This window comes from Sphingobium indicum B90A, from assembly GCF_000264945.2.
GTDB classification, from domain to species: domain Bacteria; phylum Pseudomonadota; class Alphaproteobacteria; order Sphingomonadales; family Sphingomonadaceae; genus Sphingobium; species Sphingobium indicum.
This window is the reverse complement of sequence record NZ_CP013070.1, coordinates 947,701-960,237: the sequence shown is the minus strand read 5'-3', so window position 1 is coordinate 960,237 and position 12,537 is coordinate 947,701. Positions and strand designations below refer to the sequence as shown.

General features: G+C 66.4%; 9 protein-coding genes and 1 tRNA gene. 4 read left to right on the top strand and 6 right to left on the bottom strand.

What is annotated here, in order from left to right; all coding sequences use genetic code 11:
• Nucleotides 1-321: 321 nt before the first annotated feature.
• Nucleotides 322-2,976 (bottom strand): alanine--tRNA ligase, encoded by a 2,655-nt coding sequence (alaS, locus tag SIDU_RS04690; protein ID WP_007688813.1) that lies wholly within the window; start codon nt 2,974-2,976, stop codon nt 322-324.
• 248 nt (nt 2,977-3,224) lie between these two features.
• Nucleotides 3,225-5,390: a malate synthase G gene (locus tag SIDU_RS04685; protein WP_007688811.1), complete on the bottom strand. Its 2,166-nt coding sequence runs from the start codon at nt 5,388-5,390 to the stop codon at nt 3,225-3,227.
• Between the two features lie 91 nt (nt 5,391-5,481).
• On the opposite strand from SIDU_RS04685, the gene SIDU_RS04680 reads away from it, so the two are divergent.
• The 4 genes from SIDU_RS04680 to SIDU_RS04665 all read left to right on the top strand — a co-directional run bounded on the left by SIDU_RS04680 (nt 5,482) and on the right by SIDU_RS04665 (nt 10,741).
• Complete coding sequence (locus tag SIDU_RS04680) at nt 5,482-6,393, top strand: LysR family transcriptional regulator (protein WP_039980467.1); 912 nt, start codon at nt 5,482-5,484, stop codon at nt 6,391-6,393.
• A 22-nt stretch (nt 6,394-6,415) separates the two neighbouring features.
• Nucleotides 6,416-8,683 (top strand): NADP-dependent malic enzyme, encoded by a 2,268-nt coding sequence (locus SIDU_RS04675; protein ID WP_007688807.1) that lies wholly within the window; start codon nt 6,416-6,418, stop codon nt 8,681-8,683.
• Nucleotides 8,684-8,734: 51 nt separating this feature from the next.
• The gene (locus tag SIDU_RS04670; RefSeq protein ID WP_025771908.1) at nt 8,735-9,412 is read left to right on the top strand and encodes a L,D-transpeptidase family protein; all 678 of its coding nucleotides are present in this window, start codon (nt 8,735-8,737) and stop codon (nt 9,410-9,412) included.
• A gap of 117 nt (nt 9,413-9,529) precedes the next feature.
• A complete protein-coding gene (locus SIDU_RS04665) occupies nt 9,530-10,741 on the top strand; it encodes an MFS transporter (RefSeq protein WP_007688803.1) in 1,212 nt (403 codons plus the stop codon).
• Between the two features lie 33 nt (nt 10,742-10,774).
• Here SIDU_RS04665 and SIDU_RS04660 read toward each other — a convergent pair whose 3' ends face one another.
• The 4 genes from SIDU_RS04660 to SIDU_RS04640 all read right to left on the bottom strand — a co-directional run bounded on the left by SIDU_RS04660 (nt 10,775) and on the right by SIDU_RS04640 (nt 12,462).
• Nucleotides 10,775-11,308 carry a hypothetical protein gene (locus SIDU_RS04660; protein WP_007688802.1) on the bottom strand — a complete coding sequence of 178 codons (534 nt, stop codon included), beginning with the start codon at nt 11,306-11,308 and terminating at the stop codon, nt 10,775-10,777.
• Nucleotides 11,295-11,666, bottom strand: coding sequence for a phosphoribosyl-AMP cyclohydrolase (gene hisI / locus SIDU_RS04655; RefSeq protein ID WP_007688801.1), 372 nt, complete (start codon nt 11,664-11,666; stop codon nt 11,295-11,297). The genes SIDU_RS04660 and hisI overlap by 14 nt, the downstream gene beginning before the upstream one ends.
• A gap of 158 nt (nt 11,667-11,824) precedes the next feature.
• Nucleotides 11,825-11,901 (bottom strand) — tRNA-His (locus SIDU_RS04650).
• 288 nt (nt 11,902-12,189) lie between these two features.
• Nucleotides 12,190-12,462 carry an HU family DNA-binding protein gene (locus SIDU_RS04640; RefSeq protein ID WP_007688799.1) on the bottom strand — a complete coding sequence of 91 codons (273 nt, stop codon included), beginning with the start codon at nt 12,460-12,462 and terminating at the stop codon, nt 12,190-12,192.
• Nucleotides 12,463-12,537: the final 75 nt, after the last annotated feature.

Here is a 12,537-nt window from a genome sequence, read left to right as displayed (position 1 = left end):
ATTTTCGCCGCGCCCTGAACTGAATCCCCACACACCCTAGTCGGTTTTGGAGTTTAACGGGCGCTCAGGGAGCAGGGCATAGCCCGGATCGGGTAGTGTAGGACAGGGGAAATGTGCGGGGCCGTCACGGTCCGCGGGTTTTGACCGTTGGCGGTCGTCAGCGGATATGCGCTGCCTTCCCTCCTTTGTCATGCTGAACTCGTTTCAGCATCCATTTCTCCCCATAAGCCAAGGCTCAAGCCGGAGAAATGGACCCTTAAACAGGTTCAGGGTGACGAATATGGCCAAGGGTCGGAAACCACCCCGGCAATGCGGAAGCGCTCAGGCCGGGACGTTGGCGAGGGCGGCCTTGACCGCTTCAAGCGCTGCTTCCGCCTTGTCTCCGTCGGGGCCGCCGCCCTGGGCCATGTCCGGGCGACCGCCGCCGCCCTTGCCGCCCAGCGCTTCCACGCCTGCGCGGACCAGATCGACGGCGCTGATGCTTCCCACCAGGTCGTCGGTGACGCCGACGGCGATGGTGGCGCGGCCGTCGACCACGGCGAGGACGGCGGAGACGCCGCTGCCCAGGGTCGCCTTGTTCTGGTCGACCAGGCCGCGCAGTTCCTTGGGGTCCAGGCCTTCGATGACCTGGCCGATGAAGTTCACCGAGCCAACCTTTTCGGGGCCGGCGGCCTGGGCGGAGCCGCCGCCGCCGAGCGCCAGCGCCTTCTTCGCTTCGGCCAGTTCGCGTTCCAGCTTGCGGCTCTGTTCGACCAGGGCGGCGATGCGGGCGGGCACTTCCTCCGGCGTCGTCTTGAGCGCGGCGGCGGACTGGCGCAGGCGATCCTCGCGGTCGGATAGCCAGAGGCGCGCCGCTTCGCCGGTCAGCGCCTCGATGCGGCGGACGCCCGATGACACGGCGGATTCCGAGATGATCTTGAAGATCGCGATGTCGCCCGTGGCGCGGACATGGGTGCCGCCGCACAGTTCGACGGAATAGCTGTGCGCATCCCCCTTCCCCATGGAAAGGACGCGGACTTCGTCGCCATATTTTTCGCCGAACAGCGCCATGGCGCCCGCCTGGATGGCGTCATCGGGCGTCATCAGGCGGGTCGTCACCGCTTCATTATGGCGGACCTGCTCATTCACATCGGCTTCGATGGCGGCGATCTGACTGTGGGTCAGCGCTTCGGGATGGGAGAAGTCGAAGCGCAGGCGATCCGGCGCGACCAGGCTGCCCTTTTGCGTGACATGCGCGCCCAGCCGGTTGCGGAGCGCCGCGTGCAGCAAATGGGTGGCGCTGTGATTGGCGCGGATGCGGTCGCGGCGGTTGACGTCGACGCTGAGGTGAACCGTATCGCCGACATCGACGCTGCCGGCGCCGATCTTCGCCCTGTGGGCATGGAGGCGGCCGAGCGGCTTGGCGGTGTCCTCGACGTCCGCGACGAGGCCGGATTGCGAACTTATGGTGCCCGCGTCGCCCATCTGGCCGCCGCTTTCGCCGTAGAAAGGCGTCTGGTTGGTGACGATCAGGACCGTCTCTCCGGCGGCGGCGCTGTCGAAGTTCACACCGTCCTTCACGATGGCCACGACCTCGCCTTCGCCCTCGGTCGAGCTGTAGCCGATGAACTCGGTGTTGCCGGTCTTTTCCGCGATATCGAACCAGATTTCGTCCGACGCCTTTTCGCCCGATCCCTTCCAGGCGGCGCGGGCGGCGGCCTTCTGCTCGGCCATGGCCTTGTCGAAGCCTTCGCGGTCGACGCTGAGGCCGCGCGAGCGCAGCGCGTCTTCGGTCAGGTCATAGGGGAAGCCGTAAGTGTCGTAGAGCTTGAACGCGGTTTCGCCCGGCAGCGTGCCGCCTTCGCTGAGGTCGCCGGTCGCTTCGTCGAGCAGTTTCAGGCCCTTTTCCAGCGTCTGGCGGAAGCGGGTTTCCTCGCGCAGGAGGGTCTCCTCGATCAGCGGCTGGGCGCGGACCAGTTCCTGATAGGCGCCGCCCATTTCGGAGACGAGGCTGCCGACCAGACGGTGCATCAACGGCTCCTTCGCGCCGATGATGTGGGCGTGGCGCATGGCGCGGCGCATGATGCGGCGCAGGACATAGCCGCGGCCCTCGTTCGCGGGCAGCACGCCGTCCGCGATCAGGAAGCTGGTGGAGCGCAGATGGTCGGCGATGACGCGGTGGCTGGCCTTGAACTCGCCGTCGGTGGCGGTCTTCGTCAGCGCGCCCGATTCCTCGATCAGCGCCCTGAACGTGTCGGTGTCGTAATTGTCGTGGACGCCTTGCAGGACGGCCGCGATGCGTTCCAGCCCCATGCCGGTGTCGATGCTGGGCTTGGGCAGTTCGCTGACGATCTCGTTCGCTTCCTGCTCATATTGCATGAAGACGAGGTTCCAGATCTCGACGAAACGGTCGCCATCCTCTTCCGGGCTTCCGGGAGGGCCGCCCCAGATATGGTCGCCATGGTCGTAGAAGATTTCCGAACAGGGACCGCAGGGGCCGCTGTCGCCCATCGCCCAGAAATTATCCTTGGTGGGAATGCGGATGATGCGTTCTTCGGGGAGACCCGCGATCTTCTTCCACAGGTCGAAGGCTTCGTCGTCCGTGTGGTAGACGGTGGCGGTCAGTTTCTCCGCCGGAAGGCCCCATTCCTTCGTCAACAGGGTCCAGGCGTGGGTGATCGCCTGTTCCTTGAAATAGTCGCCGAAGCTGAAATTGCCCAGCATTTCGAAGAAAGTATGGTGGCGCGCCGTGTAGCCGACATTGTCGAGGTCGTTATGCTTGCCCCCGGCGCGGACCGACTTCTGGCTGCTGGTCGCGGTGGAATAAGGCCGGGATTCCAGGCCCGTAAAGACATTCTTGAACGGCACCATGCCCGCATTGACGAACATCAGCGTCGGGTCGTTGTGCGGCACCAGAGGCGCGGACGGAACGATGGTGTGGCCGTTGGCCCCGAAATAGTCGAGGAAGGAGCGGCGAATGTCGTTGGTCGAGGTCATGCGGGCGATTTAGTGGGAAGCGCTCCAACGCACAAGCGGGGCTTTTCGTCGTTCATGGGAATATCGGTCGATGGGGTGGCGGAGCGGGATGGGTGGCAAGCCTGGACGGCTTCACGCATCCGTTCGGGCTGAGCCTGTCGAAGCCTCTTCACTTCCTTTCAAGCATGTCGTTTGAAGAAGAAGTAAAGCCCTTCGACAGGCTCAGGGCGAACGGGGAGGGCTATGTGGCCCTCCCCTTTTCCCGCTCTTCAGGCCAGCGCCTTCGCCATTGCGCGATATTTGTGGAGCAGGGGTTCGGTGTAGCCATTGGGTTGCGCCACGCCTTCGAAGACCAGGGCGCGGGCGGCTTGCCAGGCGAGGCTTTCCGGATGGCCGCTCATCGGCCTGTAGAGCGGATCGCCTGCATTCTGGGCGTCGACCTTGGCGGCCATGCGGGCGAAGGCGGCGTCGACCTGTTCCGCCGTGCAGACGCCGTGGAGCAGCCAGTTCGCCATATGCTGAGAGGAAATGCGCAGGGTGGCGCGGTCTTCCATCAGGCCGATGTCGTGGATGTCGGGAACCTTCGAGCAGCCGACGCCCTGGTCGATCCAGCGGACGACATAGCCCAATATGCCCTGGGCATTATTGTCCAGTTCCTGCGTGATTTCCTCCTCCGACCAGTTGCGGCCCTGGGCGACGGGGATCGTCAGCAGCTTGTCGAGCGGGGCGATGGCTTCCTTCGCCCGCTCCTCCTGGCGTTTGAAGACGTCGACGCCGTGATAGTGAGTCGCGTGCAGCGTCGCCGCGGTGGGGGACGGAACCCAGGCGGTGTTGGCGCCGCTTTTCGGGTGGCCGATCTTCTGGTCCAGCATGTCGGCCATGCGGTCCGGCGCGGCCCACATGCCCTTGCCGATCTGGGCGCGGCCCGACAGGCCGCAGGCGAGGCCGATCTGGACATTGCGGTCCTCATAGGCCGCGATCCAGTCGCTGGCCTTCATCTCGCCCTTGCGGATCATGGCACCGGCGTGCATCGACGTGTGCATCTCGTCGCCCGTGCGGTCGAGGAAGCCGGTGTTGATGAAGACGATGCGGTCCTTCACCGCCGCGATGCAGGCGGCGAGGTTGGCGGAGGTGCGGCGTTCCTCGTCCATGACGCCGACCTTCAGTGTATGGCGGCTGAGGCCCAGCAGATCTTCGATGGCGTCGAACAGGCGGTTGGTGAAGCCGACCTCCTCCGGCCCGTGCATCTTGGGCTTGACGATATAGACGCTGCCGGCGCGGCTGTTGCCCCCTGCCCGCTTCAGGTCGTGCAGGGCGATCAGGCTGGTGACGATGCCGTCGACTATGCCTTCGGGCGCCTGCGCGCCGTCGGCCAGCAGGACGGCGGGCGTGGTCATCAGATGGCCGACATTGCGGACGAACAACAGGCTGCGGCCGGGCAGGGTGAAGGCGCCGCCCTTGGGCGCGATATAGTTGCGGTCGGGGTTGAGGGCGCGGGTCATCATCGCGCCGTTCTTCTCGAACGTGTCGACAAGATTGCCCTGCATCAGGCCCAGCCAGTTGGAATAGGCGGCGACCTTGTCATCCGCGTCGACGGCGGCGACCGAGTCCTCCAGGTCGCAGATGGTGGTGAGCGCGGATTCCAGGATGATGTCGGCGATGCCCGCCGGATCGCCGCCGCCGATGGGGTGGGAGCGGTCGATGACCAGTTCGATATGCAGGCCGTTATGGCGCAGCAGGATCGCCGTGGGATCTTCCGGATCGCCGCGATAGCCGGCGAAGCCGTCCGCCTGCTCCAGGCTGGTCGCGACGACGCCGTGGCCGTCCTTGATATGCAGGTGGAGTTCGCCGTTCCAGACATGCAGCCGGACGATGTCGGACCAGCCCGCATGCCCCTTCAGCGGGACGGCGCGGTTCAGGAAATCCTTGGCCCAGGCGATGACCTGCGCGCCGCGCGCCGGGTCGTACCCCTTGCCCGACGGCGCGCCGGGCAGCGCGTCCGTGCCGTAGAGCGCGTCGTACAGGCTGCCCCAGCGCGCATTGGCGGCGTTCAGCAGGAAGCGGGCGTTGAGGATGGGGACGACCAGTTGCGGTCCGGCCAGGCGGGCGACTTCATCGTCGACATTCTCGCTGCCGATCCGGAACGGCGCGGGTTCGGGGACGAGATAGTCGATCTGGCGCAGGAAGCCCTGATAGGCGGCGGCGTCGAAGGGCTGCCCCGCTTTTTCCCGGTGCCAGGCGTCGATCCGCGCCTGTAGCGCGTCGCGCCGGGCGAGCAGGGCGGCGTTTTCCGGGGCGAATTTCGCGAAGATCGCGGCGGTCCCCCGCCAGAAGGCGTCGGCGTCTATGCCCGTGCCGGGAAGCGCCCGATCCTCGATGAAGGCGGCGAGTTGCGGCGCGACCTTCAGGCCTGCGCGCTCTGTCATGCTGGTCATGGAACGATCTCCTTTGGGAGGACCATAGACGGATCGCATTATGGCGTGTAGACGCCATTATTCGAATTCAGACTTTCTTCTGGTGAAAGAAATGATGGACCCGGATTATGACCTGTTCGCGACCATCGTGGACGAAGGCGGGATGGCGGCGGCGGGGCGGCGGCTGAACATCTCCCCCGCCATGGTGTCGAAGCGGCTGGTGCGGCTGGAGGAGCGGCTGGGCACGCGGCTGATCCACCGGACGACGCGGCGGCTGGCGCTGACCCCGGCGGGCGAGCGGCTGCACGAAGACCTGCACGCCATCATGGCGGCGCTGGAAGAGGCGGAGCGGCGCGTGTCCGGCGCTTCGGCGGAGGCGGCGGGGACGCTGCGGGTTTCGGCGCCGACATCTTTCGGGCGGATGCATGTCGCGCCCTATCTGGGCCGGTTCCTGGAGGCGCATCCCAAGGTGCGCCTGCGGATCGACCTCTCGGACGATTATGCCGACCTGCTGGCGACGCGGGCGGACCTGGCCATTCGCATCACCGCCGATCCAGGGCCGGGGCTGGCCGCGCACAGGCTGGCGACCAACCGGCGGGTGCTGTGCGCCGCGCCAGATTACCTGGCCCGCTTCGGCGTGCCGGAAACGGTGCCCGACCTGCGCAGGCACCGGCTGCTCGCGGCGGATGGGCAACTGCCCTGGCGGCTGATCGGCCCCAAGGGCGCGGCGACGGTCGAGGGCGACAGCCATGTCCGCACCAACAGCAGCGAAATGGTGCGGGAACTGGCGCTTTCCGGCGTGGGCATAGCGCTGCGTTCGCTCTGGGACATCAGCGACGCGCTGGAGCGCGGAAATGTCCGGCAGGTCATGCCGGATCATGAAGGGTCGGCGGATGTTGGCCTCTATGCCGTTCATCTGCCGCAGAATAATCCCCCGCTCGCCATCACCGCCTTCATCGATTTCCTCGCCGGACTATATGCCCCCAGCCCGCCATGGGAGCGTTCGGGCATTGCCCCCGCGTAAAAGCGGCTTTAAGGGCCGTTTCATGGATGAAAACACCCGGCGCGCCGCCCTCGACTATCACCGCTATCCGCAACCTGGAAAGCTGAGGATCGAACCGACCAAGCGCATGGTCAACCAGCGCGACCTGGCGCTGGCCTATTCGCCTGGCGTCGCCGCGCCCTGCATCGACATCGCCGAAGATCCCGAAAAGGCGATGGACTATACCGCGCGCGGCAATCTGGTCGCGGTGATCTCCAACGGGACGGCGGTGCTGGGGCTGGGCGCCATCGGCGCGCTGGCGTCGAAGCCGGTGATGGAGGGCAAGGCCGTCCTCTTCAAGAAATTCGCCGACATCGACGTGTTCGACATAGAGGTCGACACCACCGATCCGGAGAAGTTCATCGAGGCCGTCGCCCTGCTGGAGCCGACCTTCGGCGGCATCAACCTGGAGGATATCAAGGCGCCTGAATGCTTCGCCATAGAGGCGGAGCTGAAGAAGCGGATGAACATCCCCGTCTTCCACGACGACCAGCATGGCACGGCCATCGTGGTGGCGGCGGCGGTGCGCAACGCGCTGGTGTTGCAGGGCAAGACGCTGGCCGACGCGAAGCTGGTGACGTCGGGCGCGGGGGCGGCGGCGCTGGCCTGCGTCGACCTGCTGGTGTCGATGGGGCTGCCGATCGAGAATGTGACGCTGACCGACAAGGACGGCGTCATCCATTCGGGGCGGGAGGGCATGTTGCCGAACATGGCCCGCTATGCCCGGACCACCAATGCGCGGACCCTGCCCGACGTGCTGCCGGGCGCCAACCTGTTCCTGGGCCTGTCGGCGCCGGGCGTGCTGAAGCCCGAATGGCTGCCGCTGATGGCGCCCAATCCGCTGATCTTCGCGCTCGCCAATCCGGAGCCGGAAATCCGCCCCGAAGCGGCGCGGGAGGCGCGGCCCGACGCGATCATCGCGACGGGGCGGTCGGACTATCCCAATCAGGTCAATAATGTCCTGTGCTTCCCCTATATCTTCCGGGGAGCGCTGGATGCGCGGGCGACCGAGATCAACGAGGCGATGAAGGTCGCCGCCGCCGACGCCATCGCCAACCTGGCCCGCATGCCCGCGCATGACAGTGTCGCGCAGGCCTATGGCGGGCGCAAGCTGGCGTTCGGGCCGGACTATATCATCCCGACGCCCTTCGACCCCCGGCTGATCGCGGAAATCGCCTGCGCCGTCGCCAAGGCGGCGATGGACAGCGGCGTCGCCAAGCGGCAACTGGACCTGGAGGCCTATAAGCGCCAGTTGACGCAGCAGAATGCCCGTTCCGCCCAGTTGATGCTGCCGGTGTTCGAAGCGGCGCGGGGAACGCAGCGGCGCATCGCCTATGGCGAAGGCGAGGATGAGCGGGTGCTGCGGGCCATCCAGGATGCGCTGGACGAAGGCATCGTCCGGCCGGTGATCGTGGCGCGGCGGCGCATATTGGAACAGAAGCTGCCGGACATGGGCCTGCGGTTCCAACTGGACCGCGATGTCGAGGTGGTCGATCCGGAAACCGACCATCTGCTGATGGGCGAGCTGGTCGAAGGCTATCGCGCCGTCGCGGCGCGCAAGGGCGTGTCGGGGGCGGAGGTGGTGCGCCATGTCTATCGCCGGCCCAGCGTCACCGCCGCCATGCTGCTGCGCACCGGGCGGGTCGACGCCGCGCTGGTGGGCGGCAACAGCGACTATTGGGGCGAGGTCGAGCATGCGATGCGCATCATCGACCGCATGCCGGGCAGCAGCCGCGTCTATGCGCTGTCGGGGCTGATCCTGGACGCGGGCGCGCTGTTCATCACCGACACCCATATGGTGCCCGATCCGACGCCGGAGCAGATCGCCGAAATGGCGCTGCTGGGGGCGACGGAACTCAAGCATTTCGGCCTGACGCCGCGGGTGGCGCTGCTGTCCCACTCCAATTTCGGGGCTTCGCATTCGCCCAGCGCCCGGAAAATGCGGGAGGCGTTCAAGCTGGTAAGGCAGGCCGCGCCCGAATTGATGGTCGACGGGGAAATGCATGCCGATGCGGCGCTGAGCCAGGGGCTGCGCGAGCGGTTGATCCCGGATTCGCGGTTCGAAGGGTCGGCCAATCTGCTGGTCATGCCCAATCTGGATGCGGCGAACATCACGCTGACGGCGCTGTCGGCTTCGTCCAGTTCGCCGACGGTCGGGCCGATGCTGGTGGGGCTGGCGCAGCCGATCCATGTGCTGACGCCCGGCGTGACGGCGCGGGGCATATTGAACCTGACCGCCATCGCCGCGGCGGAGGTCGAGCGGGAGGGATGATGTTTAACCTTTGCCTGCGATAGATTGTCCAACCGGAGTGGCTGAGGGCATATGGCGCGACAGGTTTCGACAGGGGTGAAGCTGGCCATCGGCGGCGGCGCGGCGGCCGTGGCGCTGTTGCTGGGCCTGTCCATGGGCCGTGGCAGCGATCTGCCGCCCATCCAGAGCAAGGTCGTTCAGGCCAAGGTCGTTCAGGCCAAGGTCGTTCACGCCAGGCCCGCCGAACGCACCCGCGCCCAGCCCGTGGCGGTCGATCCGCGGGCGTTGATGGTGAAGCGCGTGCTGCCGATCGACGGTCCCTTCCGCCATGGCGACTATGTCTGGGACGAAGGCGGCGCGCCCGCGACGGGGCCGCTGATCGTCACCGTCGACCTCAAGGCGCAGACGCTGTCCGTCTTCCGCGCAGGCTATGAGATCGGATCGGCGGTCATCCTCTATGGCGCCGACGACAAGCCAAGCCCTCTAGGCGCCTTTCCGATCATACAGAAGGATGCGGACCATTATTCCAGCACCTACAATAACGCGCCCATGCCGTACACGCTGCGCCTGACCAGCGATGGCGTGGCGATCCACGGCAGCGACGTGCAATGGGGCAACGCCACCCATGGCTGCATCGGCGTGCCCAAGCCTTTCGCGAAAAAACTGTTCGGCGCGGCGAAGCTGGGCGACCTGGTCGTCATCACCGACGGCAAGATGCTGGACACCAGCCACGCCCGGCCTGCGGCGTGAATTGCGCGATCCAATGCCGCAACTGCAATAAAGTCACGCCGGCCATGGCTTGATTTTGTGCGGTAACGCTATCATGTGCGAGCGTCATTCCCACCGCATCGCAACATGGAGCAGCCGATGGCGCAGGCCAGCCGTCCCCCTTCTTCCGGCCCCGTTCACCCCGCTCTCGTCATTCTCGCGCTCTCCATGGGCGCATTCGCCATCGGCACGACCGAATTCGCGGCGATGAGCCTGCTGCCTTTCTTCGCCGGCGACCTGCGCATCAGCGAGCCGATGGCGGGCCATGCGATCAGCGCCTATGCGCTCGGCGTGGTGGTCGGCGCGCCGGTGATCGCGGTGCTGGGGGCGCGGCTGCCCCGGCGGACGCTGCTGATCGGGTTGATGGCCCTGTTCGCCATCGGCAATGGCATGAGCGCCCTGTCGCCCGACTATGCGACGATGCTGCTGTTCCGTTTCCTGAGCGGCCTGCCCCATGGCGCCTATTTCGGCGTGGCGGCGCTGGTCGCGGCGTCGCTGGTGCCGGGCGACCGGCGCGCGCTGGCGGTGGCGCGGGTGATGACCGGCCTGACCGTCGCGACCGTGATCGGCGTGCCGGCGGCGAACTGGATGGGACAGGCGCTGGGATGGCGGTGGGGCTTTGGCATCGTGGCGGTGCTGGCGATGATCACCATGACGCTGGTGGCGCTTTACGCGCCGCGCGACGCGGGCGATCCGGCAGCCGTGCCCATGCGCGAACTGGGCGCGTTGCGGGAACCCCAGGTGCTGCTGACGCTGCTGACCGGGGCCATCGGCTTTGGCGGGCTGTTCGCGGTCTATACCTATGTGGCGTCGACCATGATTTCCGTGACCCATGTGTCGGAGCGGCTGGTGCCGGTGGTGCTGGCGATCTTCGGCATCGGCATGACGATCGGCAATCTGGCGGCGGCCTGGGCCGCGGACCGGGCGCAGGGCAGGACCGCCGTCATCGTGCTGTTGTGGAGCGCGGCGTCGCTGGCGCTGTTCCCCCTGATGGCGGGGAATATATGGAGCCTGTCGCTGGTGATCTTCCTGATCGGCTGCGGCGGGGGGCTGGGCAGCGTCTTGCAGACGCGGCTGATGGACGTGGCGGGCGATGCCCAGACGCTGGCGGCGGCGGCGCATCACAGCGCGTTCAACGTCGCCAATGCGCTGGGGCCGTGGCTGGGCGGGCTGGCGATCTCGGCCGGCTATGGGCTGACCTCCACCGGGTGGATCGGCGCGGCCCTCGCCCTGGGCGGCCTGGCGATCTTCCTGCTGGCGTTGAACCTGCGCCAAAAATCCCTGCGGCTGGCGGCGGTGGCTTGCGAGTGAGCCTCGCCGGAAACGCGATAGGGGCCGGATTTCCTAATCGGGATCGCAAAGCGGATCGCCGCTGCCGTCGCGGGCCTGCAAGGCCGCGGCGGCGTCGCCCGCCACGCGGGGGAAGCTGACGCCCTCCAGCGAGCCTCGCCCCTTGCAGAGTTCCGCGCATTTCATGTCGACCACGCCGGGCAGCGACAGTTGATCGCCGTCATATTGGGCCACCACGATGCAATGATCGCTGCGGGAGAAGCTGAGGATCAGCTTGTCGCCGGCCCGCCGCGCCGATCCCTTGCCGGCGCAGCTCTGGCCCTCCCCGAAGGACGCTTCCATGCCGAAGCGATAGTCGCCGTCCCTGGCCGGGATCACGCAGAGCGCGTCCCGCCCCGCTTCATGATTGCGCTGGTAAAGGCCGATTGCTGGCACCTTCGCCGCGTCCGCGATCGCTCCGGTCTCGATGGCGGCGCGCTCAAGGCCGGAACTGGTCTGGATGCCGGTTTCACGCGGACCCGGCGCGGGCGCAGCCTCACGCTGGCACGCGGCGAGCAACAGCAGCGCGGCAAGGCTAGCCAGCCGCATCGACAGGCGTCAGGCCTTCCGGGCCGATGCGGCGGAAGAAGCAGGAGCGCGCGCCGGTGTGGCAGGCAGGCCCGGCGGGCACGGCCTTCACCCAGACGGCGTCCTGATCGCAATCGATGCGAAGGTCGCGCACCTTTAGCATATGGCCGGACGTCTCGCCCTTCTTCCACAGCGACTGGCGGCTGCGCGACCAGAAATGCGCAAGGCCGGTGTCGCGGGTAAGCTGGAGCGCCTTCGCGTTCATGTGCGCGACCATCAGCAATTCGCCGCTGTCCGCATCGGTGACGACGGCGGTGATCAGGCCGTCCCGGTCATATTTGGGGTTGAGGGCCAGGCCCTTGTCGCGCGCTTCGTCCATGAGCGGGCTATAGAGGGCTGCGGCGCTCGTGCGAAGCCCTGAATGATGGGCGGCGTATCGGGAGGAGAAGCAACAAGGCGCTTCGAGGGGATCGGCGCGAAAGAGGCGAGGCGGTGCGCAGGCCCTTTCCTGCCGCGACTGTCCAGGAAGGAAGGAAATGGGGCGATCGACGGGATCCGAACCCGCGACCTCCGGTACCACAAACCGGCGCTCTAACCAACTGAGCTACGATCGCCACAGGGGCCGTGCCCCTTGAGAGAAGGGCCACATATGCGGCCCATCCCGCGCCGTCAAGCGGACTGATGCGGAAAAAGCCGGGATGCCGCAATAAAAAGAAAAGGGGCGAAGGGCATGAAGCCCCCGTCCCTTTTCATGCCTTGGAAAATCAGCACGGATGGGAGCATTTGCTCCCTGTTGCCGCGCTGAAATCCGGCGCTCTCTCTCCGATAAAACTTCGCCAACCGCGACGCCGGCTCAAAAAACGGACCGGGGCGCTTCATAGGAAAGCGCCCCAGGAAAATCCTTAGTTGACCGAATCCTTCAGGCCCTTGCCAGCCTTGAACTTCGGCTGGGCCGAAGCCTTGATCGTCATCGTCTCGCCCGTGCGCGGGTTGCGGCCGGTCGAGGCCTTGCGCTGCGAAACGGAGAAAGTGCCGAAACCGACCAGGCGAACTTCATCCCCCTTCTTCAGGGCTCCGGTGATGGCGTCGAAAACGCCCTCGACTGCCTTGCTGGCGTCGCTCTTGGAAAGGCCGCTGCTTTCAGCGACTGCGCTGATAAGATCCTGCTTGTTCATGCCTTGGGAACCCCCTTCTAGCTGTCTGGATAGTTTAGGAATCGCGGCGTAGGCGGGGCAATAAGGCGCAGCTTT